Below are 22,305 nucleotides of genomic sequence, written 5' to 3'. Positions count from 1 at the left end.
TGATCAAACTCAGAAATGAACATTCGCATCGAATGTTGATTTCTGACTTTTGTCAGATCGTTCTTTAAAAATTCGGATATGTGATAGATATAGACTGATGACCAGTTTCACTGCTGGTTAATCAGGCTAAGGTAAAATTTGTGAGTTCTGCTCGAAAGAGCAACATGCGAATTTTCGGCGAATGTCGTCTTCACAGTATAACCAGATTGCTTGGGGTTATATGGTCAAGTGAAGAAGCGCATACGGTGGATGCCTTGGCAGTCAGAGGCGATGAAAGACGTGGTAGCCTGCGATAAGCTTTGGGGAGTCGGCAAACAGACTGTGATCCAGAGATCTCTGAATGGGGGAACCCACTCAGCACAAGCTGAGTATCTTGTACTGAATACATAGGTGCAAGAGGCGAACCAGGGGAACTGAAACATCTAAGTACCCTGAGGAAAAGAAATCAACCGAGATTCCCTTAGTAGTGGCGAGCGAACGGGGACCAGCCCTTAAGTTGATTTGAGATTAGTGGAACGCTCTGGAAAGTGCGGCCATAGTGGGTGATAGCCCCGTACACGAAAATCTCTTATCAATGAAATCGAGTAGGACGGAGCACGAGAAACTTTGTCTGAATATGGGGGGACCATCCTCCAAGGCTAAATACTACTGACTGACCGATAGTGAACCAGTACCGTGAGGGAAAGGCGAAAAGAACCCCGGAGAGGGGAGTGAAATAGAACCTGAAACCGTATGCGTACAAGCAGTGGGAGCCTACTTTGTTAGGTGACTGCGTACCTTTTGTATAATGGGTCAGCGACTTATATTCAGTGGCGAGCTTAACCGAATAGGGGAGGCGTAGCGAAAGCGAGTCTTAATAGGGCGTTTAGTCGCTGGGTATAGACCCGAAACCGGGCGATCTATCCATGGGCAGGTTGAAGGTTAGGTAACACTGACTGGAGGACCGAACCGACTACCGTTGAAAAGTTAGCGGATGACCTGTGGATCGGAGTGAAAGGCTAATCAAGCTCGGAGATAGCTGGTTCTCCTCGAAAGCTATTTAGGTAGCGCCTCATGTATCACTCCAGGGGGTAGAGCACTGTTTCGGCTAGGGGGTCATCCCGACTTACCAAACCGATGCAAACTCCGAATACCTGGAAGTGCCGAGCATGGGAGACACACGGCGGGTGCTAACGTCCGTCGTGAAAAGGGAAACAACCCAGACCGTCAGCTAAGGTCCCAAAGTCATGGTTAAGTGGGAAACGATGTGGGAAGGCTTAGACAGCTAGGAGGTTGGCTTAGAAGCAGCCACCCTTTAAAGAAAGCGTAATAGCTCACTAGTCGAGTCGGCCTGCGCGGAAGATGTAACGGGGCTCAAACCATGCACCGAAGCTACGGGTGTCATCTTTGATGACGCGGTAGAGGAGCGTTCTGTAAGCCTGTGAAGGTGAGTTGAGAAGCTTGCTGGAGGTATCAGAAGTGCGAATGCTGACATGAGTAACGACAATGCGAGTGAAAAACTCGCACGCCGAAAGACCAAGGTTTCCTGCGCAACGTTAATCGACGCAGGGTTAGTCGGTCCCTAAGGCGAGGCTGAAAAGCGTAGTCGATGGAAAACAGGTTAATATTCCTGTACTTCCAGTTATTGCGATGGAGGGACGGAGAAGGTTAGGCCAGCCTGGCGTTGGTTGTCCAGGTTTAAGGTGGTAGGCTGAAATCTTAGGCAAATCCGGGATTTCAAGGCCGAGAGCTGATGACGAGTTGCCTCTAGGCGACGAAGTGGTTGATACCATGCTTCCAAGAAAAGCTCCTAAGCTTCAGATAACTGGGAACCGTACCCCAAACCGACACAGGTGGTTAGGTAGAGAATACCAAGGCGCTTGAGAGAACTCGGGTGAAGGAACTAGGCAAAATGGCACCGTAACTTCGGGAGAAGGTGCGCCGGCGAGGGTGAAGGACTTGCTCCGTAAGCCCATGCCGGTCGAAGATACCAGGCCGCTGCGACTGTTTATTAAAAACACAGCACTCTGCAAACACGAAAGTGGACGTATAGGGTGTGACGCCTGCCCGGTGCCGGAAGGTTAATTGATGGGGTTAGCGCAAGCGAAGCTCTTGATCGAAGCCCCGGTAAACGGCGGCCGTAACTATAACGGTCCTAAGGTAGCGAAATTCCTTGTCGGGTAAGTTCCGACCTGCACGAATGGCGTAACGATGGCGGCGCTGTCTCCACCCGAGACTCAGTGAAATTGAAATCGCTGTGAAGATGCAGTGTATCCGCGGCTAGACGGAAAGACCCCGTGAACCTTTACTATAGCTTTGCACTGGACTTTGAATTTGCTTGTGTAGGATAGGTGGGAGGCTTTGAAGTGGGGACGCCAGTTCTCATGGAGCCATCCTTGAAATACCACCCTGGCAACTTTGAGGTTCTAACTCAGGTCCGTTATCCGGATCGAGGACAGTGTATGGTGGGTAGTTTGACTGGGGCGGTCTCCTCCCAAAGAGTAACGGAGGAGTACGAAGGTGCGCTCAGACCGGTCGGAAATCGGTCGTAGAGTATAAAGGCAAAAGCGCGCTTGACTGCGAGACAAACACGTCGAGCAGGTACGAAAGTAGGTCTTAGTGATCCGGTGGTTCTGTATGGAAGGGCCATCGCTCAACGGATAAAAGGTACTCCGGGGATAACAGGCTGATACCGCCCAAGAGTTCATATCGACGGCGGTGTTTGGCACCTCGATGTCGGCTCATCACATCCTGGGGCTGAAGCCGGTCCCAAGGGTATGGCTGTTCGCCATTTAAAGTGGTACGCGAGCTGGGTTTAGAACGTCGTGAGACAGTTCGGTCCCTATCTGCCGTGGACGTTTGAGATTTGAGAGGGGCTGCTCCTAGTACGAGAGGACCGGAGTGGACGAACCTCTGGTGTTCCGGTTGTCACGCCAGTGGCATTGCCGGGTAGCTATGTTCGGAAGAGATAACCGCTGAAAGCATCTAAGCGGGAAACTTGCCTCAAGATGAGATCTCACTGGGATCTTGAATCCCCTGAAGGGCCGTCGAAGACTACGACGTTGATAGGTTGGGTGTGTAAGCGCTGTGAGGCGTTGAGCTAACCAATACTAATTGCCCGTGAGGCTTGACCATATAACACCCAAGCAATTTGCTAGCGCAGATTGCGGTGGTGAAGACGAAACAACCGAAAGTTCGCAACATCACAAATATCGCATATCCGAATTCGCTGGGCTGTCCATCTGGACATTCTGGCAACAGAATTTCTTGACGACCATAGAGCATTGGAACCACCTGATCCCATCCCGAACTCAGCAGTGAAACGATGCATCGCCGATGGTAGTGTGGGGTTTCCCCATGTGAGAGTAGGTCATCGTCAAGATTCATTTCGCAAAACCCCTATCTGCACATGCAGGTAGGGGTTTTGTCTTTGTGGCGCAAAAATTCCCGGGCATACGCAGTCCCTGTGGGAGCGGGTTCACCCGCGAAGCAGACGACCCGGTGTATGGCACCGGCTTCGCCGGTGTTCGCGGCGGTTCGACGCCTCGACTCGCCCGCACTGGTCTCCGTTCGATCGTCGCCTCCCACAATTCGAGCCAGAACACTAGAATAGGCCCACGCACCTATTCAGAAGCGCTATATGCCCAATCCTGTCGAACCTGAAACCCTGGCCCAGTTGCCGTTGGACGAGCTTGTCGCCTGTCATGAATGTGACCTGCTGCTGCGCAAGCCCGTGCTCCAGCATGATGAGAAAGCCCAATGCCCGCGCTGCGGCTATGAGCTGTACGCCCATCGGCACAATGTGGTCAACCGCAGCCTGGCCCTGGTGCTCACCGCCTTGCTGCTGTTTGTGCCTGCCAATTTCCTGCCGATCATGCAGCTGCACCTGCTTGGCCAGACATCGGACGATACCGTCTGGAGCGGCGTGCTGGGCCTGTACAACTCGGAAATGCGCGGTGTGGCCGTCGTGGTTTTCCTGTGCAGTATGGCCATCCCTTTGGCAAAACTGCTCTGTCAGCTGGTTGTGCTCTTGAGTATCCGTCTGAACGTGGGGCGTAGTTTCGGCCTGCTGTTCTACCGCATCTATCACCACTTGCGTGACTGGGGCATGCTCGAGGTCTATTTCATGGGCGTGCTGGTAGCCATCGTCAAGCTGGTGGACCTGGCCGAGCTGACGGTAGGCCTGGGGCTGTTCTGCTTCATCAGCCTGTTATTGATCCAGGTGTGGCTCGAGGTGGTGATGTCACCGCACCAGATCTGGAGTGCGCTATCAGGGGAGGACCTGCATGCGGGCGATTGATGCAGGCATTCTTGTCTGCAATGAATGTCACGAGCTGAACCGGCAACAGCCAGACAGCACTTCACAAACCTGTACACGCTGCGGTGCCATCGTGCATGCCCGTCGGCCGAACAGCATCGCGCGTACCTGGGCGCTGCTGATTGCCGCGTCGATCCTGTACATCCCGGCCAACATGCTGCCGATCATGACCGTGAGCACCCTGGGCCAAGGCAGCCCCGACACGATCATGTCCGGTGTCATCACCTTGCTCAAGCATGGCATGGTGCCCATTGCTGCCGTGGTGTTCATTGCCAGTATCCTGGTGCCCACGTTCAAACTGGTGGGCATCGGCTTGCTGTTGTACTCCGTTCAGCGTCGTCAGCCGCTTTCGGCACGGCAACGGATATTGATGTACCGCTTCATCGAATTCATTGGGCGCTGGTCCATGCTCGATATCTTTGTCATCGCCATCCTGGTGGCGGTGGTGAATTTCGGCCGAATAGCCAGTGTCGAAGCCAACCTGGGCGCTGTCGCCTTTGCAACTGTGGTGATCCTGACAATGCTTGCCGCTTTAACTTTCGATCCCCGACTGATTTGGGATAACACGGAGTCGGATGACGACCATGAGTGACCTGCCAACGGCTAAAACCCGCCCAGCCTCGAACTGGTCGGCCATATGGATCCTGCCTTTGATCGCCTTGATGATCGGTGGCTGGCTTGCGTGGCAGGCTTACCGTGATGCCGGTGTGGAAATTGAAGTCCGCTTCGAGTCGGGTGAGGGTATCGTCGCCAACAAGACCGAGGTGATCTACAAGGGCATGCCGGTTGGCAAGGTCAAGAGCCTGGTGCTCGACGCCAAGGGTGAGAACCAGGGGGTGATCGCCACCATCGAGATGAACAAGGCTGCCGAGCCGCATCTGACCAAAGGCACGCGTTTCTGGCTGGTGAAGCCGAGCGTCAGCCTGGCGGGTATTTCCGGCCTGGAAACTCTGGTGTCAGGCAACTACATCGCCGTCAGCCCAGGGGAGGGGGAGCGCACCAAACGTTTTACTGCCTTGAAGGTTGCGCCGCCGCTGTCGGACACCGAGCCGGGCCTGCACCTTACCCTCAAGGCTGAGCGGCTTGGGTCGCTCAACCGTGACAGCCCGGTGTTCTACAAGCAGATCCAGGTTGGCCGGGTAAAAAGCTACCGCCTGTCCGAGGACCAGAGCACTGTCGAGATAAAGGTCTTCATCGAGCCGGCCTATGCCAGCCTGGTGCGCAAGCACACGCGTTTCTGGAATGCCAGCGGCGTCAGCATCGATGCCTCGCTGTCGGGCGTGAAAGTGCGTAGTGAATCGCTGTCGAGCATTGTCGCCGGTGGTATCGCCTTTGCCACGCCGGAACACCGCAAGGACAGTCCACCCACCGACTCGAACCTGCCGTTCCGTCTGTATGAGGACTTTGATGCGGCCCAGGCCGGTATCCGGGTGAAGGTGAAATTGAGCGATTACGAGGGCCTGCAGGCGGGCCGTACACCGGTCATGTACAAGGGCATCCAGGTAGGCTCGCTGAAAGCCCTGACAATGGCAGACAACCTGGCCAGTGCCTCGGCCGAGCTTACGCTGGACCCGTTGGCCGAGGATTACCTGGTCGAGGGCACGCAGTTCTGGGTGGTAAAGCCGTCGATTTCTCTGGCGGGTATCACCGGCCTGGAGGCGCTGGTAAAGGGTAACTACATTGCCATTCGCCCTGGTGAAAAGGGCGCGCGGCCCGAGCGCGAGTTCGAAGCCCGCGCCAAGGCGCCTCCGCTCGACCTCAAGGCACCAGGCCTGCACATGGTGCTGTTCGCCGACACCCTGGGTTCGCTGGAAGTCGGTAGCCCGGTCATGTACCGCCAGGTGAAGGTGGGTAGCGTGCAGAGCTACCAGTTCGCCCGCAACAGCAACCGCATCCTGATCGGTGTGCATATCGAGAAGGAATACGAAAAGCTGGTCAACGGTTCGTCGCGCTTCTGGAATGTCAGTGGCATCACCCTGACGGGCGGCCTGTCGGGCATCAAGATCAAGAGTGAATCACTGCAAACCCTGATGGCCGGTGGTATCGCGTTCGACACGCCACGGCCCGATGTGCCGCTCAAACGCCACATCCCACGCTTCCGCCTGCATGACAGCCAGGAGGCGGTCAACCGCGCAGGAACGTTGATCACCATTCGTGTGGACCGTGCTGACGGCCTCAAGCCAGGCACGGCGATCCGCTTCCGTGGCCTGGATGTGGGCAGCATCGAGAGCGTCGACCTGACCGATGACCTGCAGGCGGTGCTGCTGCGGGCGCGCATTACCGAAGCGGCGGACCGTATCGCCCGCGTCGGTACGCAGTTCTGGGTGGTCAAGCCAGCCTTTGGCCTGGTGCGCACGCAGAACCTCGACACTCTGGTGGGTGGGCAGTACCTGGAAGTGCAGCCGGCTGCCAAGGACCGTGGCCCGCAGCGCGATTTCATCGCCTTGGCCGACGCCCCGCAGGTGGCAGGGCCTGAAGTCGGGCTGCCGTTGACGCTGAGCGCTCCGCGCCGTGGCTCGATCAAGCCGGGCGTGCCGGTGACCTACCGTGAGGTTGCGGTGGGCAAGGTGACGGGCTTCGAGCTGGGCCAGAGCGCTGACCGCGTGTTGATCCATATCCTGATCGAACCGCGCTATGCGGCCCTGGTGCGCAGCGGCAGCCGCTTCTGGAACAGCAGCGGCTTCGGTTTCGACTGGGGGCTGGTCAAGGGGGTTACGGTGCGTACCGAGTCGGTGGAGACCATGATCGACGGCGGTATCGCCTTCGCCACGCCGGATGGCGAGCAGATGGGCAACCCGGCACGGCCGCAGCAGACGTTCGCCTTGTTCGACAAGGCCGAGGATGAATGGCTGCAGTGGGCGCCGAAGATTCAGATTGCCAAGTGATGTGGAGGCAGGGCTGCCAAGTGCAGCCTTGCGCTTTTCCGTAGGAGCAGCCTTGTGCTGCGAATGGGCTGCGTAGCAGCCCCGACAATGTCCGCTGCCAGCTGAAGCCTGGGGCTGCTATGCAGCCCATTCGCAGCACAAGGCTGCTCCTACAAAAAGCCGATCGTAATCAACTGGGCGGGATGCTTGCACAAATCGCAGGCAACAAAAAACCGACCCTAGGGTCGGTTTTTCGACTAGCGCGTCGCTTAGGCAGCTGCAGCTTCTTTCAGCGCCTTGATGTGGCCATTCAGACGGCCTTTGTGACGAGCAGCCTTGTTCTTGTGGATGATGCCCTTGTCGGCCATACGGTCGATTACAGGCACAGCCAGAACGTAAGCGGCTTGCGCTTTTTCGGCGTCTTTTGCGTCGATGGCTTTAACTACATTCTTGATGTAGGTACGGACCATGGAACGCAGGCTGGCGTTGTGGCTGCGACGCTTCTCAGCCTGTTTTGCACGTTTCTTGGCGGAAGGTGTGTTGGCCACCGTCGAGCTCCTCGAAAGACTTTAGGTAAATAGCAAACAAAATAGGCCGCGAATCATGCCGATCAGTCGAACGGATGTCAAGGCCACCTGCAAGGTTCCGCCGAGCGGTGCGCCAACAAGAGGGAAATATTCCTTTCTGCTGCGCGACCTGTAAACTCGGGAATTTTTGGCTCCCCTGCGAAGGCGCGGGAGTATCGCACATTCGGACGCTGTCTGGCAGCGTCCTCTGCCCTTGGCGTGAATCTTTTCGATGAACCTGCTCAAATCCCTGGCTGCGGTAAGCTCGATCACCATGATTTCCCGGGTGCTAGGCTTTGTCCGCGACACCATCCTGGCGCGTGTTTTCGGCGCCGGCATCGCCACCGATGCTTTCTTCATCGCCTTCAAGCTGCCCAACCTGCTGCGGCGCATCTTCGCCGAGGGCGCGTTTTCTCAGGCCTTCGTGCCGATCCTGGCCGAATACAAGACCCAGCAAGGCGAGGAGGCGACCCGCACCTTCGTCGCCTATGTCAGTGGCCTGCTGACCTTGGTTCTGGCGCTGGTGACCGCCATCGGCATCCTGGCGGCGCCATGGGTGGTGTGGGCGACCGCCCCAGGCTTTGTCGACAGTGCCGAAAAGTACGAACTGACCACCGCCCTGTTGCGGGTGACTTTTCCTTATATATTGCTGATCTCGCTGTCCTCCCTGGCCGGGGCAATCCTCAATACCTGGAACCGTTTCTCGGTGCCGGCCTTTACCCCGACCTTGCTGAATGTGGCGATGATTGCCTTCGCCGTGCTGCTCACGCCGTATTTCGACCCGCCCATCATGGCCCTGGCATGGGGCGTGCTGGCCGGTGGCCTGGCACAGTTGCTGTACCAGCTGCCAGCGCTGAAGAAGATCGGCATGCTCGTGCTGCCACGCCTGAACCTGCGTGATGCCGGCGTGTGGCGGGTGCTCAAGCAGATGCTGCCAGCGATCCTCGGGGTGTCGGTGAGTCAGATCTCGCTGATCATCAACACCATCTTCGCCTCCTTCCTGGTAGCCGGCTCGGTGTCGTGGATGTACTACGCCGACCGCCTCATGGAGCTGCCTTCCGGTGTACTGGGCGTGGCCCTGGGCACCATACTGCTGCCGACCCTGGCCAAGACCTACGCCAACAAGGACCGCGAGGAGTACTCACGGATCCTCGACTGGGGCCTGCGCCTGTGTTTCCTGCTGGTGCTGCCCTGCACCCTGGCCCTGGCCATCCTCGCCGAGCCTTTGACCGTGGCGCTGTTCCAGTACGGCAAGTTCACTGCCGTCGACGCAGCCATGACCCAGAAGGCGCTGATCGCCTATTCGGTGGGCTTGCTGGCGATCATTCTGGTCAAGGTACTGGCACCGGGCTTCTATGCGCAGCAGAATATCCGTACACCGGTGAAGATCGCGGTATTCACCCTGGTCTGCACCCAACTGTTCAACCTGGCCCTGATCGGGCCGCTCGCGCATGCCGGCCTGGCCCTGGCGATCAGCCTGGGGGCCTGCCTGAACGCCGGCCTGCTGTTCTGGAAACTGCGCAGTCAGCAGCTGTTTCAGCCGCAACCAGGCTGGGCGATATTCCTGCTCAAGCTGTTGCTGGCGGTGGGGCTGATGTCGGCGGTGTTGCTGGCCGGCATGCATTATCTGCCAGCCTGGGAACAGGGCAACATGCTCGAGCGCCTGGTGCGCCTGGGGGCTCTGGTACTGGCGGGCGTCGTGACCTATTTCGGCTGCCTGTACCTGTGCGGCTTCCGGCCTCGGCATTTCGCCCGCAAGGCCTTGCACTGAGGCATCGGGCGGGTCAGGCGTCGGTTTTTCGCATTCCACGCCGCCCTTGGGCGCTGCTGCCTGTCACCGGCGCCCGGGTGTGGTTATAATCGGCCACTTTATGAGCAAGAAGCGCGTTATGCAGCTGGTTCGAGGTCTTCACAACCTGCGCCCCGAGCACCGGGGCTGTGTCGCCACCATTGGCAACTTCGACGGGGTTCACCGCGGCCACCAGGCTATCCTGGCGCGCCTGCGCGAGCGCGGCCAGGCCTTGGGCCTGCCGACCTGCGTGGTCATCTTCGAACCGCAACCACGCGAGTACTTCGCCCCCGACACCGCGCCGGCCCGCCTGGCCCGGCTGCGCGACAAGATCGAGCTGCTGGCGGCCGAGGGTATCGACCGGGTGCTGTGCCTGGCATTCAACCAGCGCCTGAGCAATCTCGGCGCCGATGCCTTCGTCAAGGCCATCCTGGTCGACGGCCTGGGTGTACGCCACCTCGAAGTGGGCGATGACTTCCGCTTCGGCTGCGACCGCGCCGGCGACTTCGCCTTCCTGGTCGAGGCCGGCAAGCAGTACGGCTTCACCGTCGAGGCTGCCAACACGGTGATCCAGGACGGCCTGCGGGTCAGCAGCACCGAAGTGCGCAAGGCCCTGTCCGAAGGCAACTTCGAGCTGGCCGAGCACCTGCTGGGCCGCCCATACCGCATCAGCGGCCGCGTGCTGCATGGCCAGAAGCTGGCCCGCCAGCTCGGCACACCTACCGCCAACATCCAGCTCAAGCGCCGCCGCGTGCCGCTGTCCGGGGTCTACCTGGCCAGCATCGAAATCGACGGCAAGGCCTGGCCGGGTGTCGGCAATATCGGCGTGCGCCCCACCGTTGCCGGTGACGGGCGCCCGCACCTGGAGATTCATCTGCTGGACTATGCCGGCGACCTTTACGGCCGGCGCCTGACGGTGGAGTTCCACCACAAGCTGCGTGAAGAGCAGCGATTCGCCTCCCTGGAGGCGCTGAAGTCGGCGATCGATGCGGATATCGCCGCCGCACGTGCACATTGGCACGCTCAACCGCTAACGAAGAGCCTGAAATGACCGACTACAAAGCCACGCTTAACCTTCCGGACACCGCCTTCCCCATGAAGGCCGGCCTGCCTCAGCGCGAACCGCAGATCCTGCAGCGCTGGGACAGCATTGGCCTGTACCAGAAGCTGCGCGAAATTGGCAAGGATCGTCCCAAGTTCGTCCTGCACGACGGCCCGCCCTATGCCAACGGCAAGATTCATATCGGTCATGCGCTGAACAAGATCCTCAAGGACATGATCGTCCGTTCCAAGACCCTGGCCGGCTTCGATGCGCCGTATGTGCCGGGCTGGGACTGCCATGGCCTGCCGATCGAGCACAAGGTCGAGGTCACCCACGGCAAGCACCTGTCCGCCGACCGCACTCGCGAGCTGTGCCGCGAGTACGCCGCCGAGCAGATCGAGGGGCAGAAGACCGAGTTCATCCGCCTGGGCGTGCTGGGTGACTGGGACAACCCGTACAAGACCATGAACTTTGCCAACGAGGCCGGCGAAATCCGCGCCCTGGCCGAGATGGTCAAGCAAGGCTTCGTGTTCAAGGGCCTGAAGCCTGTGAACTGGTGCTTCGATTGCGGTTCGGCCCTGGCCGAGGCCGAAGTCGAGTACGCCGACAAGAAATCGCAGACCATCGACGTTGCCTTCCCGGTAGCCGATGACGCCAAGCTGGCTACTGCCTTCGGTCTGGCTTCGCTGGCCAAGCCGGCTGCCATCGTGATCTGGACCACCACCCCGTGGACTATCCCGGCCAACCAGGCGCTGAACATCCACCCGGAGTTCAAGTACGCCCTGGTCGACACCGGCGAGCGTCTGCTGGTTCTGGCCGAAGAGCTGGTCGAGTCGTGCCTCAAGCGCTACAGCCTGGAAGGCTCGGTCATCGCCACCGCCCAGGGTTCGGCACTGGAACTGATCAACTTCCGCCACCCGTTCTATGACCGCCTGTCGCCAATCTACCTGGCTGACTACGTCGAGCTGGGCGCCGGTACCGGCGTGGTGCACTCCTCGCCAGCCTACGGTGAAGACGACTTCGTCACCTGCAAGCGCTACGGCATGGTCAACGACGACATCCTCACCCCGGTGCAGAGCAACGGCGTGTATGTGGACTCGCTGCCATTCTTCGGCGGCCAGTTCATCTGGAAGGCCAACCCGGCCATCGTCGAGAAGCTGAGCGAAGTCGGCGCGCTGATGCACACCGAAACCATCAGCCACAGCTACATGCACTGCTGGCGCCACAAGACCCCGCTGATCTACCGCGCCACCGCGCAGTGGTTCGTGGGTATGGACAAGCAGCCGACCACCGGCGAGCCGCTGCGTGAGCGCGCACTTAAAGCCATCGAAGACACCAAGTTCGTCCCGGCCTGGGGCCAGGCGCGCCTGCATTCGATGATCGCCAACCGCCCGGACTGGTGCATCTCCCGACAGCGCAACTGGGGTGTACCGATCCCGTTCTTCCTGCACAAGCAGACCGGCGAGCTGCACCCACGCACCGTCGAGCTGATGGAAGCAGTGGCCAAGCGCGTCGAACAGGAAGGCATCGAGGCCTGGTTCAAGCTGGACGCCGCCGAACTGCTGGGCGCTGAAGCCGAGCAGTACGACAAGATCACCGACACCCTCGACGTGTGGTTCGACTCGGGTACCACCCACTGGCACGTGCTGCGTGGCTCGCATGACATCGGCCACGCCACCGGCCCGCGTGCCGACCTGTACCTGGAAGGTTCCGACCAGCACCGCGGCTGGTTCCACTCGTCCTTGCTGACCGGTTGCGCCATCGACGGCCACGCGCCGTACCGCGAGCTGCTGACCCACGGCTTCACCGTGGACGAGAACGGCCGCAAGATGTCCAAGTCGCTGGGCAACACCATCGAGCCGGAGAAGGTCAACAACACCCTGGGTGCCGATATCCTGCGCCTGTGGGTTGCCGCTACCGACTATTCCGGTGAAATGGCCGTTTCCGAGCAGATCCTGCAGCGCAGCGCCGACGCCTACCGCCGTATCCGCAACACTGCACGCTTCCTGCTCTCCAACCTGTCCGGCTTCGACCCGGCCCGCGACCTGCTGGCCCCGGAAGACATGCTGGCGCTGGACCGCTGGGCGGTTGACCGCACCCTGCTGCTGCAACGCGAGCTGGAAGAGCACTACAGCGAGTACCGTTTCTGGAACGTCTACTCCAAGGTGCACAACTTCTGCGTGCAGGAACTGGGCGGCTTCTACCTCGACATCATCAAGGACCGCCAGTACACCACCGGCGCCAACAGTGTCGCTCGCCGCTCCTGCCAGACCGCGCTCTACCACATCAGCGAGGCGCTGGTGCGCTGGATCGCGCCGATCCTGGCGTTTACCGCCGACGAAATCTGGCAGTACCTGCCAGGCGAGCGCAACGAGTCGGTAATGCTCAACGGCTGGTACGAAGGCCTGAGCGAGCTGCCGGAAGGTACCGAACTGGACCGCGCCTACTGGGACCGCGTGATGGCCGTCAAGGCATCGGTCAACAAGGAGCTGGAAAACCAGCGTACCGCCAAGGTCATCGGCGGCAACCTGCAGGCCGAAGTCACCCTGTACGCCGACGAAGGCCTGAGCGCCGACCTGGGCAAGCTGGGCGACGAACTGCGCTTCGTGCTGATCACCTCGGCTGCCAGCGTGGTGCCATTCGCGCAAGCGCCGGCCGAAGCGGTGGCCACCGAAGTCGAAGGCCTCAAGCTGCAAGTGGTCAAGTCCGGCCACACCAAGTGCGGCCGTTGCTGGCACTTCCGCGCCGACGTCGGCAGCCACCCGGAGCACCCGGAAATCTGCGGCCGTTGCGTCGACAACCTGAGCGGTTCCGGCGAGGTGCGCCACTATGCCTAACCCTGTAGCGGGGCGCTTCGGGCGCCTTGCATGGCTTTGGCTGAGCCTGGTGGTACTGGTCCTCGACCAGGCCACCAAGCTGTATTTCAACAATGCCCTGACCATGTACCAGCAGGTTGTCGTCATCCCTGACTACTTCAGCTGGACCCTGGCCTACAACACCGGCGCGGCGTTCAGCTTCCTGGCTGAAAGCTCCGGCTGGCAGCGCTGGCTGTTTGCCCTGATCGCCGTGGTGGTCAGTGCCGTGCTGGTAGTGTGGCTCAAGCGCCTGGGGCGCAACGAGACCTGGCTGGCCGTGGCGCTGGCGCTGGTGCTGGGTGGCGCGATCGGCAACCTGTACGACCGCGTCGTGCTCGGCCATGTGGTCGACTTCATCCTGGTGCACTGGCAGAACCGCCATTACTTCCCGGCCTTCAACCTGGCCGACAGCGCCATCACCGTTGGTGCGGTGATGCTGGCGCTGGATATGTTCAAGAGCAAGAAGTCCGAGGATCCGGTCCATGACTGACACCCGTATCGGCCAGAACACCGAAGTCACCCTGCACTTCGCGCTGCACCTGGAAAACGGCGACACCGTCGACAGCACGTTCGACAAGGCCCCGGCCACCTTCAAGGTTGGCGATGGCAACCTGCTGCCAGGGTTCGAGAACGCCCTGTTCGGCTTCAAGGGCGGCGACAAGCGTACCGTCGTGGTGGCCCCGGAGAACGCATTCGGCCAGCCAAACCCGCAGAACGTGCAAGTCATGCCGCGGTCCCAGTTCGAGGGCATGGAGTTGTCCGAAGGGCTGTTGATCATCTTCAACGACGCCGCCAACACCGAGCTGCCGGGTGTGGTCAAAGCGTTCGATGACGACCAGGTGACCATCGACTTCAATCACCCATTGGCTGGCAAGACCCTGACCTTCGAGGTGGAGATCCTCGAGGTGAAGGCCCTGTAAGCCTGGAGCCGAGCATGCAAATCAAACTCGCCAACCCTCGCGGCTTCTGCGCGGGGGTCGACCGGGCGATCGAGATCGTCAACCGCGCGCTGGAAGTCTTCGGCCCGCCGATCTATGTGCGTCACGAAGTGGTGCACAACAAGTTCGTGGTGGAAGACCTGCGCAACCGTGGCGCCATCTTCGTCGAAGAGCTGGACCAGGTACCGGACGACGTCATCGTCATCTTCAGTGCCCACGGTGTTTCCCAGGCCGTGCGCCAGGAAGCTGCTGGCCGTGGCCTGAAAGTGTTCGATGCCACCTGCCCGCTGGTGACCAAGGTGCACATCGAAGTGGCCAAGTACAGCCGCGACGGCCGTGAGTGCATTCTCATCGGCCACGAAGGGCATCCGGAGGTCGAAGGCACCATGGGCCAGTACGACGCCAGCAACGGTGGCGCCATCTACCTCGTCGAAGACGAGGAGGATGTTGCCAACCTGCAGGTGAAGGACCCGGACCACCTGGCGTTCGTCACCCAGACCACGCTGTCGATGGACGACACCAGCCGCGTGATCGACGCCCTGCGTGCCCGCTTCCCGAACATTGGCGGCCCGCGCAAGGACGACATCTGCTACGCCACCCAGAACCGCCAGGACGCGGTCAAGCAACTGGCGGACGAGTGCGACGTAGTACTGGTGGTCGGCAGCCCGAACAGCTCCAACTCCAACCGCCTGCGCGAGCTGGCCGAGCGCATGGGCACCCCGGCCTACCTGATCGACGGTGCCGAGGACCTGCAGCGTGGCTGGTTCGACCAGACGGCGCGGGTCGGCATTACCGCTGGCGCTTCGGCTCCCGAAGTGCTGGTGCGTGGCGTGATCGAGCAGCTCAAGGCCTGGGGCGCCACCGGTGCTGAAGAGCTGGATGGGCGGGAAGAGAACATCACCTTCTCCATGCCCAAGGAGTTGCGGGTTCGGTCGCTGATCTGACCGCAGTTTGCGCAATCCCCCCTGTAGGAGCGGCCTTGTGTCGCGAACGGGCTGCAAAGCAGCCCCAGGATTTCAGCGTTAGAGCTGATATTGCCGGGGCCGCTTTGCGGCCCTTTCGCGACACAAGGCCGCTCCTACATTGACCGCGCTGATCTGCTAGTGGTGTCTTTGCATCGGGATTTTTTTGGCTCTCCCATCTGTACGTTGACCCTGCCAGTCGATGCCATCACCACTTGATACTGGCTAGTTGCGGTCAAGCGCTCGCAAATCTCCATCGTTGAACCTAACCAATTACCGTTGGCCCCAAGCGGAACACCCTGCGCACTGAATTTCAGCTGCTCACCGCGATTGCTCGTGATCTTCAGCGGCCGTGAAAGACGCTGCTCGCGCAGCACCTGCCCGTTATGCTCCAGCATCACCTGCCAACCATTCCCCCAGTTACCGTCCAACGCCTGCACCAGCACCGGCTGGCTTTGCAACATGGCATGGCTGCGCGCACTGCGCAGCGCCTGCGCCAAGTCACGCGCAGCTGCCGCCCTGTGTAGGTCGTCGCTCAATCTGGCGTAGGCCGGCATGCCGAGCTGTGTCAGCAACACGGCCACCGCCAGGGCCGACAACATTTGAATCAGTGTTACACCTCGTTGCTTCACCGTGCATTCCTCCCTGGAAGTGCTTGGCTGTAGCTTCACGGTCGTTGGACCCGCGGTCCAGTCGCCCGGGTTCAATGCAATTGCAGGAAAAGTCGCAGGAGGTGCAGGGATGCACGCAAGACAGCGGGGCATGACGCTTCTGGAAGTGTTATTGGCGGTGGTAGTGGTGGCTGTGGGTATGTTCGCAGCGGCAGGCCTGCAACTGCAGGCATTGCAGGCTGCGGAGGACGCGCGCCGCGATGGGAAGGCGGCAATGGCGGCGCACAGTGAGCAGGAAAGGGGGCGGCCATGAGTCGGGGCCAGTGTGGTTTCGGCTTGCTTGAGGTGATGCTGGCGCTGACCATCGGGTTGCTGCTGTTGGCGGCGGCCAGCCAGCTATTCGCCTCGGCCCACCATACCTGGCGGCTGCAAAGCACGGCAGTACGCATGCAGGATGAGGCACGCCTGGCATTGCTGCGAATGGCCCAGGATATCCGCATGACCGGGATGTTTGGCTGCCTGCGACTGCGGCCAAAGCACTTCGGCAGTTCGAGCGCAGAGCACGCATTCGCCCGGCCGATGGAAGTCGAAGCATCCACCCTTAGCCTGGTCGTTGCGGAGTTACCTGGGCAAGCCGGGGGCCCGCAGTGGTTCCTGCACACGGACTGTACTAGCAAAGTGTCTGTGGACGATGAGTTGAAGGAGGGCTACCCACAGGTTTACCCCATCAGCAAATATGTCTACCAACTCCAGGGCAATACGCTGAAATTCAAACGCAACAAAAGCAACTTCCAGCCGCTGGTTGAAAATGTGCGGTCAATGCGTTTGCAGCGTGTGCAAATGGCACAGGGTGAGGGGGTGGATATTGCCCTGACGCTTTACGAACCCACGCTCGAACTTGAACAGCACCATGAACTGAGCGTCGCAATCCGCAACCCGGTGCCGAACCCATGAATCGTCAGCGTGGCATAGTCCTGTTGTTGGCCTTGGTCCTGAGCCTGCTGCTTGGGCTGCTTGCGGCGTCCGCCCTGCGTGATGCGCTGGCGCAAACGCGAATGACCGGCTATCTGAGCGAAGGCCTGCTGGCGCTGGAGCAGGCCGAGGCCACGCTGCTGGCAGGGGCAGGCGAGCTCGAGCGGGCTCCCCCCGACCCTTGCGAGGCGTGCCCGCCACCCGCTCGACCGCATGACCTGAGCGGGCAGTGGCAGCGCACGCGAACCGGCTATTTCCATTTGCAGAATCTGGGTACCAGCGAACACGCGGCGCATATGCCGGAAGGGCAGCAGGTCACCCTGTACCGCGTCACCGCCGTCAGCCTGCAAACCCAGTCACGGCATGTGCTGGAAGCGGTCTACGCCATGGCCGGCGACACAACCCGGCGCATTGCCTGGCGGCAGAGATTGCGAGGAGACTGACATGCAGCAAGGCTTGAGCCTGATCGAGTTGTTGATTGTGCTGGCCGTGACCGGCATTCTGGCAGCCATTGCCTACCCCAGTTACAGCGACCAGCTACGGCGAGCCGCGCGCAGCGAAGTGGTTGGCCTGCTGCATGACGCCGCCCTGCGCCTGGAGCGCCACCGCGTACGCACTGGCCAATACGCCGAGGGCGACCCTGCCTTGCCCGACGGTACCCGCTATTACAGCCTGCAGGCCCAGCGCGACAGCGACACCTTCACGCTGCGCGCCCGGCGGCTGCCGAGCGGGCTGATGGCGCAGGACCGCTGTGGCGATTTCCAGCTCGACCAGGCCGGCGTGCAGCGCAATCCGGGTGCCGTCGAAGACAGCGTGCACTGCTGGGGAAGCTGAAGATTGAATGATGCCCGGTGCATCGCGGATTTACTTCAGGTGTTGGATCGACAGATGAGCAAGCAAGTAGTGGTGGTCGGTGGCGGGGTGATCGGCCTGCTGACGGCATTCAACCTGGCGGCGAAGGTCGGGCAGGTGGTGGTGTGTGATCAGGGTGAAGTCGGCCGCGAATCGTCCTGGGCCGGCGGTGGCATCGTCTCGCCGCTGTACCCGTGGCGCTACAGCCCGGCCGTGACCGCCTTGGCACACTGGTCGCAAGACTTTTATCCACAGCTGGGCGAGCGTTTGTTCGCCAGCACCGGCGTCGACCCCGAAGTGCACACCACCGGCCTGTACTGGCTCGACCTGGACGACGAGGCCGAAGCGCTGGCCTGGGCCGAGCGTGAGCAGCGGCCGCTGAGTGCCGTGGATATTTCGGCGGCCTATGACGCGGTGCCGGTGCTGGGCCCGGGCTTCAAGCGTGCCATCTACATGGCCGGCGTGGCCAACGTGCGCAACCCGCGCCTGGTGAAGTCGCTCAAGGCGGCGTTGCTGGCGTTGCCCAACGTGACCTTGCGTGAGCACTGCCAGGTTACCGGTTTTGTCCAGCAAGGCGGTCGCGTGACCGGGGTGCAGACGGCAGACGACGTGCTGGCGGCGGATGAGGTGGTGCTCAGTGCTGGCGCGTGGAGTGGCGACCTGCTGCGTACGCTCGGCCTGGAACTGCCGGTGGAGCCGGTGAAGGGCCAGATGATTTTGTTCAAATGTGCCGAAGACTTTCTGCCGAGCATGGTGCTGGCCAAGGGGCGCTATGCGATCCCGCGGCGTGACGGGCATATTCTGGTGGGTAGCACGCTGGAGCATGCCGGGTACGACAAGACCCCGACCGAGGAGGCGTTGGAGAGCCTGAAGGCCTCGGCGGTGGAGTTGCTGCCTGAGCTCGAGGGGGCCACGGTGGTGGCGCACTGGGCCGGGCTGCGGCCGGGGTCGCCGGAAGGTATTCCGTATATCGGACCGGTGCCGGGGCATGCGGGGTTGTGGTTGAACTGCGGGCATTACCGCAACGGGCTGGTGCTGGCGCCGGCTTCGTGCCAGCTGTTTACCGACCTGTTGACCGGGGCAGAGCCGATCATTGACCCGGCGCCGTATGCGCCAGCCGGGCGGTTGAGCTGAGATTGCCGGGGCCGCTCCTACAGGGGCTGCGTATTCCCTGTGGGAGCGGCCTTGTGTCGCGAAAGGGCTGCAAGGCAGCCCCAGTTTCTAACGGGATTGCCCCGGCCCTTGCTGCAGGTGTGCCTGGCTGCAATACCACTCGTTGCCCTGCTGCAGCGCCCGGTCATTGGGCAGGTGCACGCCGCAATGGGCGCAGCGCACCATCTTCAGCGGCGCATCCAGCTTCGCCTCGGGGTGCGACTGTTGGCTGGCTTTGAACTTGCGCCACAGCCAGAACGCGGCGGCGATCAGGGCGATCCAGAAAAGTAGGCGAACCATGGTGTCCAGCTTGTCGGTTGAAGAAGCCGACAGTCTAGGACGCGGCCAATAAAAAAGGGAGGCCCAGGGCCTCCCTTTCATGTACCGCTACGTATCAGTCGAACAGACCAAAGGTCATGTAGCTGAACCAGGAACGGTCCTTCTCGGCTTCCTTCGGCCCTTCCGGCACGATCGGATCACCGTTCTCGTCGGTTGGCAGCAGCTCACGCGGCATCTCGTCACGTGCGTCCTGGAACTGCTTGACCACGTCCTGGTTCGCGCGGGTTTCACCCGGCGGCAGCGGGGTGTCGGTCTCGATCAGGCCCAGGGTCGCTTTGGACAGCCAGCCGCGGCCGTCAGACTCGGTCTGCTTTGGCTGGAACTCGCCATCTACCAGGCTCGGGTGGTCCGGGTAGTTGAGTTTGAGGGTTTCCAGGCTGGTGGCGGCCAGTTCGTCCAGGTGCATCTTCTGGTACGCCTCGACCATCACCGCCAGGCCGTCGCCGACCGATGGGGTTTCCTGGAAGTTCTCTACCACGTAGCGGCCACGGTTGGCAGCGGCTACATAGGCCTGGCGGCTCAGGTAGTAGTCGGCCACATGGATTTCGTACGACGCCAGCAGGTTGCGCAGGTAGATCATGCGCTGCTTGGCGTCGGGGGCGTAGCGGCTATTGGGGAAGCGGCTGGTCAGCTGGGCGAATTCGTTGTACGAGTCGCGGGCAGCACCCGGGTCACGCTTGGTCATGTCCAGCGGCAGGAAGCGCGCCACCAGGCCACGGTCCTGGTCGAACGAGGTCAGGCCCTTGAGGTAGTAGGCGTAGTCGACGTTCGGGTGCTGCGGGTGCAGGCGGATGAAGCGCTCGGCAGCCGACTTGGCAGCCTCGGGCTCGGAGTTCTTGTAGTTGGCGTAGATCAGCTCGAGCTGCGCCTGGTCGGCATAGCGGCCGAACGGGTAGCGCGACTCCAGGGCCTTGAGCTTGTTCACGGCGCTGGTGTAGCTGGAGTTGTCCAGGTCAGCTTGCGCCTGCTGATACAGCTCGGCCTCGCTGAGGTTCTCGTCGATCACTTCCTTATTGGAGGAACAGGCCGCGGTGAGCCCGAGGATGGCGATCAGCAGCAGGTGTTTCACTTGCATGGCGGCTTGCGTCCCTTTGACGGCCGCTGTCTTGGGCGGTGCCGTCCTGTTATGATGAGCGCCCCGGCCAACCCCGGGACAAAAGAAGCCGTATTTAACCACAAGCTCGCAGCCGAAACCAAAGGCTGTGCGCCCGCCGAATCGAGCATGTCCGAGATCATTCAACTTAGCGCAGAGGTCCCGTCCGAACTGGGCGGTCAACGCCTCGACCAGGTCGCCGCCCAATTGTTCGACGAGTATTCGCGCTCGCGGCTGACTACCTGGATCAAAGAAGGCCGCCTGACGGTCGATGGCGCGGTCCTGCGCCCGCGTGACACCGTCCATGGTGGCGCCGTGCTGGCACTGGAGGCCGAGCAAGAGGCCCAGGGCGAGTGGGAGGCCGAGGACATCGCGCTGGACATCGTCTATGAAGACGACCAGATCCTGGTGATCAACAAGCCTGCCGGCCTGGTTGTGCACCCGGCTGCCGGGCATGCCAGCGGCACCTTGCTGAACGCGCTGCTGCACCATGTGCCCGACATCATCAACGTGCCGCGCGCCGGCATCGTGCACCGCCTGGACAAGGACACCACCGGCCTGATGGTGGTGGCCAAGACCCTGCAGGCGCAGACCAACCTGGTCGACCAGCTGCAAAAGCGCTCGGTCAGCCGCATTTATGAATGCATCGTGGTTGGTGTGGTGACTGCCGGTGGCAAGATCGACGCGCCCATCGGCCGCCACGGCGGCATGCGCCAGCGCATGGCAGTCACCGACGGCGGCAAGCCTGCGATCAGCCACTACCGTGTGCTCAAGCGCTTCCGCTCGCACACCCATGTGCGGGTGAAGCTGGAAACCGGCCGTACCCACCAGATCCGCGTGCACATGGCTCATGTCGGCTACCCGCTGGTCGGCGACCAGACCTACGGCGGCCGCTTCCGCATTCCGCCGGCAGCCAGCCCGACCATGGTCGAGGCGGTGAAGACCTTCCCGCGTCAGGCCCTGCACGCACGCTTCCTGGCGCTGGTACACCCGACCACCGGTGAGCGCATGGAATGGGAATCGCCGCTGCCGGATGACTTCGTCTGGTTGCTGTCGCTGCTGAACCAGGACCGCGAGAGCTTTATCGGATGAGTGGCCTGACTCAGTCGCTGCTGTTCCCCGACTGGCCGGCCCCGGCCTCGGTGCGCGCCTGTGTCACCACTCGCCAGGGCGGCATCAGCCTGCCGCCCTATGAAACCTTCAACCTTGGCGACCATGTTGGGGACGACCCTGCCGCGGTGGCCGAAAACCGTCGTCGCCTGAGCGACGAATTCGCCATCCAGCCGGCCTGGCTCAAGCAGGTGCATGGGCTAGTAGTGGCAAATGCCGACCCGGCCGTGGTGGCCGAGGCCGACGCCAGCTGGACCGACCAGCCTGGCATTGCCTGCACCGTGATGACTGCCGATTGCCTGCCAGCGCTGTTCTGCGACCGGGCCGGTACCCGTGTGGCGGCGGCGCATGCTGGCTGGCGCGGGCTGGCCGGTGGTGTGCTTGAGGCCACCTTGGATCGCCTGGCACTGCCACCCGAAGAGGTGCTGGTGTGGCTGGGGCCGGCGATTGGCCCACAGGCGTTCGAAGTGGGGCTGGAAGTGCGTGATGCCTTTACGGCGGTGCACCCGGAAGCGGCCCGGGCCTTTGTCGATGGTGCCCGGCCGGGCAAGTTGATGGCCGACATCTATGAGCTGGCGCGTATTCGTTTGGCGGCGCGTGGGGTGACTGCTGTTCATGGCGGTGGCTTGTGCACGGTCAGCGACGAGCGGTTCTTCTCCTATCGCCGTACCCCGCAGGGGGGGCGCTTTGCTTCCCTGGTGTGGCTGGAGCCGCGCTAGCCTGCACCGGCCTTTTCGCGGGCACGCCCGATCCAGAGGTTTCAAACATTGCGGATTCCCTGTAGGAGCGGGCATGCCCGCGAATGGCCCAGCACTAATCCAACAGGTTGATCCTGGTCAACCCCGCTACGCTTGAATCTTCCA

The 22,305-nt window shown here is 61.3% G+C and carries 20 protein-coding genes and 2 rRNA genes; 18 read left to right on the top strand and 4 right to left on the bottom strand.

Annotated elements, in window-relative coordinates; genetic code table 11:
- The first annotated feature begins 222 nt into the window (after positions 1-222).
- The 5 genes from IMX18_RS21290 (at position 223) to IMX18_RS21270 (ending at position 7,182) form a co-directional block, all read left to right on the top strand.
- Positions 223-3,114 (top strand): 23S ribosomal RNA (locus IMX18_RS21290).
- Between the two features lie 131 nt (positions 3,115-3,245).
- Positions 3,246-3,361, top strand: a 5S ribosomal RNA gene (gene rrf, locus IMX18_RS21285).
- Positions 3,362-3,619: 258 nt separating this feature from the next.
- Complete coding sequence (locus tag IMX18_RS21280) at positions 3,620-4,279, top strand: paraquat-inducible protein A (protein ID WP_013970746.1); 660 nt, start codon at positions 3,620-3,622, stop codon at positions 4,277-4,279.
- Positions 4,266-4,889: a paraquat-inducible protein A gene (locus IMX18_RS21275; RefSeq protein WP_015268842.1), complete on the top strand. Its 624-nt coding sequence runs from the start codon at positions 4,266-4,268 to the stop codon at positions 4,887-4,889. The genes IMX18_RS21280 and IMX18_RS21275 overlap by 14 nt, the downstream gene beginning before the upstream one ends.
- Complete coding sequence (locus tag IMX18_RS21270) at positions 4,882-7,182, top strand: PqiB family protein (RefSeq protein WP_015268843.1); 2,301 nt, start codon at positions 4,882-4,884, stop codon at positions 7,180-7,182. The genes IMX18_RS21275 and IMX18_RS21270 overlap by 8 nt, the downstream gene beginning before the upstream one ends.
- A 248-nt stretch (positions 7,183-7,430) precedes the next feature.
- Here IMX18_RS21270 and rpsT read toward each other — a convergent pair whose 3' ends face one another.
- Positions 7,431-7,709 (bottom strand): 30S ribosomal protein S20, encoded by a 279-nt coding sequence (rpsT, locus tag IMX18_RS21265; protein WP_003247625.1) that lies wholly within the window; start codon positions 7,707-7,709, stop codon positions 7,431-7,433.
- 250 nt (positions 7,710-7,959) lie between these two features.
- On the opposite strand from rpsT, the gene murJ reads away from it, so the two are divergent.
- From murJ to ispH, 6 genes are all read left to right on the top strand, one after another.
- Positions 7,960-9,498: a murein biosynthesis integral membrane protein MurJ gene (murJ, locus tag IMX18_RS21260; protein ID WP_015268845.1), complete on the top strand. Its 1,539-nt coding sequence runs from the start codon at positions 7,960-7,962 to the stop codon at positions 9,496-9,498.
- A 118-nt stretch (positions 9,499-9,616) separates the two neighbouring features.
- The gene (gene ribF, locus IMX18_RS21255) at positions 9,617-10,567 is read left to right on the top strand and encodes a bifunctional riboflavin kinase/FAD synthetase (RefSeq protein WP_015268846.1); all 951 of its coding nucleotides are present in this window, start codon (positions 9,617-9,619) and stop codon (positions 10,565-10,567) included.
- The gene (gene ileS / locus IMX18_RS21250; protein ID WP_015268847.1) at positions 10,564-13,395 is read left to right on the top strand and encodes an isoleucine--tRNA ligase; all 2,832 of its coding nucleotides are present in this window, start codon (positions 10,564-10,566) and stop codon (positions 13,393-13,395) included. Before ribF ends, ileS begins: the two co-directional genes overlap by 4 nt.
- On the top strand, positions 13,388-13,903 hold the full coding sequence (lspA, locus tag IMX18_RS21245; protein WP_003258216.1) for a signal peptidase II: 516 nt from the start codon (positions 13,388-13,390) through the stop codon (positions 13,901-13,903). Before ileS ends, lspA begins: the two co-directional genes overlap by 8 nt.
- Positions 13,896-14,333, top strand: coding sequence for an FKBP-type peptidyl-prolyl cis-trans isomerase (fkpB, locus tag IMX18_RS21240; RefSeq protein WP_003258215.1), 438 nt, complete (start codon positions 13,896-13,898; stop codon positions 14,331-14,333). Before lspA ends, fkpB begins: the two co-directional genes overlap by 8 nt.
- A gap of 14 nt (positions 14,334-14,347) precedes the next feature.
- Positions 14,348-15,295 (top strand): 4-hydroxy-3-methylbut-2-enyl diphosphate reductase, encoded by a 948-nt coding sequence (gene ispH / locus IMX18_RS21235; protein ID WP_013970753.1) that lies wholly within the window; start codon positions 14,348-14,350, stop codon positions 15,293-15,295.
- A 134-nt stretch (positions 15,296-15,429) separates the two neighbouring features.
- Here ispH and IMX18_RS21230 read toward each other — a convergent pair whose 3' ends face one another.
- Positions 15,430-15,945: a GspH/FimT family pseudopilin gene (locus IMX18_RS21230; RefSeq protein WP_043935296.1), complete on the bottom strand. Its 516-nt coding sequence runs from the start codon at positions 15,943-15,945 to the stop codon at positions 15,430-15,432.
- 109 nt (positions 15,946-16,054) lie between these two features.
- On the opposite strand from IMX18_RS21230, the gene IMX18_RS21225 reads away from it, so the two are divergent.
- Genes IMX18_RS21225 through thiO form a run of 5 tightly spaced genes read left to right on the top strand, consistent with a single transcriptional unit; the run spans position 16,055 to position 18,882 of the window.
- Positions 16,055-16,237, top strand: a complete 183-nt coding sequence (locus tag IMX18_RS21225; protein ID WP_015268850.1) for a prepilin-type N-terminal cleavage/methylation domain-containing protein — start codon at positions 16,055-16,057, stop codon at positions 16,235-16,237.
- Entirely contained in the window at positions 16,234-16,878 is a 645-nt protein-coding gene (locus tag IMX18_RS21220) for a PilW family protein (RefSeq protein ID WP_217190740.1), read from the top strand. The genes IMX18_RS21225 and IMX18_RS21220 overlap by 4 nt, the downstream gene beginning before the upstream one ends.
- On the top strand, positions 16,875-17,339 hold the full coding sequence (locus tag IMX18_RS21215) for a hypothetical protein (RefSeq protein ID WP_039614945.1): 465 nt from the start codon (positions 16,875-16,877) through the stop codon (positions 17,337-17,339). Before IMX18_RS21220 ends, IMX18_RS21215 begins: the two co-directional genes overlap by 4 nt.
- A gap of 1 nt (position 17,340) precedes the next feature.
- The gene (locus IMX18_RS21210) at positions 17,341-17,730 is read left to right on the top strand and encodes a type IV pilin protein (RefSeq protein WP_013970758.1); all 390 of its coding nucleotides are present in this window, start codon (positions 17,341-17,343) and stop codon (positions 17,728-17,730) included.
- 54 nt (positions 17,731-17,784) lie between these two features.
- On the top strand, positions 17,785-18,882 hold the full coding sequence (gene thiO / locus IMX18_RS21205) for a glycine oxidase ThiO (RefSeq protein ID WP_015268853.1): 1,098 nt from the start codon (positions 17,785-17,787) through the stop codon (positions 18,880-18,882).
- Between the two features lie 87 nt (positions 18,883-18,969).
- Here thiO and IMX18_RS21200 read toward each other — a convergent pair whose 3' ends face one another.
- Entirely contained in the window at positions 18,970-19,200 is a 231-nt protein-coding gene (locus IMX18_RS21200; RefSeq protein ID WP_015268854.1) for a PP0621 family protein, read from the bottom strand.
- A gap of 94 nt (positions 19,201-19,294) precedes the next feature.
- Positions 19,295-20,314: an outer membrane protein assembly factor BamD gene (locus tag IMX18_RS21195; RefSeq protein WP_015268855.1), complete on the bottom strand. Its 1,020-nt coding sequence runs from the start codon at positions 20,312-20,314 to the stop codon at positions 19,295-19,297.
- Positions 20,315-20,461: 147 nt separating this feature from the next.
- On the opposite strand from IMX18_RS21195, the gene rluD reads away from it, so the two are divergent.
- Both rluD and pgeF read left to right on the top strand, forming a co-directional pair.
- Positions 20,462-21,424, top strand: a complete 963-nt coding sequence (gene rluD, locus IMX18_RS21190; protein WP_015268856.1) for a 23S rRNA pseudouridine(1911/1915/1917) synthase RluD — start codon at positions 20,462-20,464, stop codon at positions 21,422-21,424.
- Positions 21,421-22,161 (top strand): peptidoglycan editing factor PgeF, encoded by a 741-nt coding sequence (gene pgeF / locus IMX18_RS21185; protein ID WP_100413058.1) that lies wholly within the window; start codon positions 21,421-21,423, stop codon positions 22,159-22,161. Before rluD ends, pgeF begins: the two co-directional genes overlap by 4 nt.
- Positions 22,162-22,305 lie beyond the last annotated feature (144 nt).

It is taken from the genome of Pseudomonas shirazica (genome assembly GCF_015168335.1).
Classification (GTDB): domain Bacteria; phylum Pseudomonadota; class Gammaproteobacteria; order Pseudomonadales; family Pseudomonadaceae; genus Aquipseudomonas; species Aquipseudomonas asiatica.
Note: the sequence above shows the minus strand (reverse complement) of the source record. Positions and strands in the feature narration are given on the sequence as shown.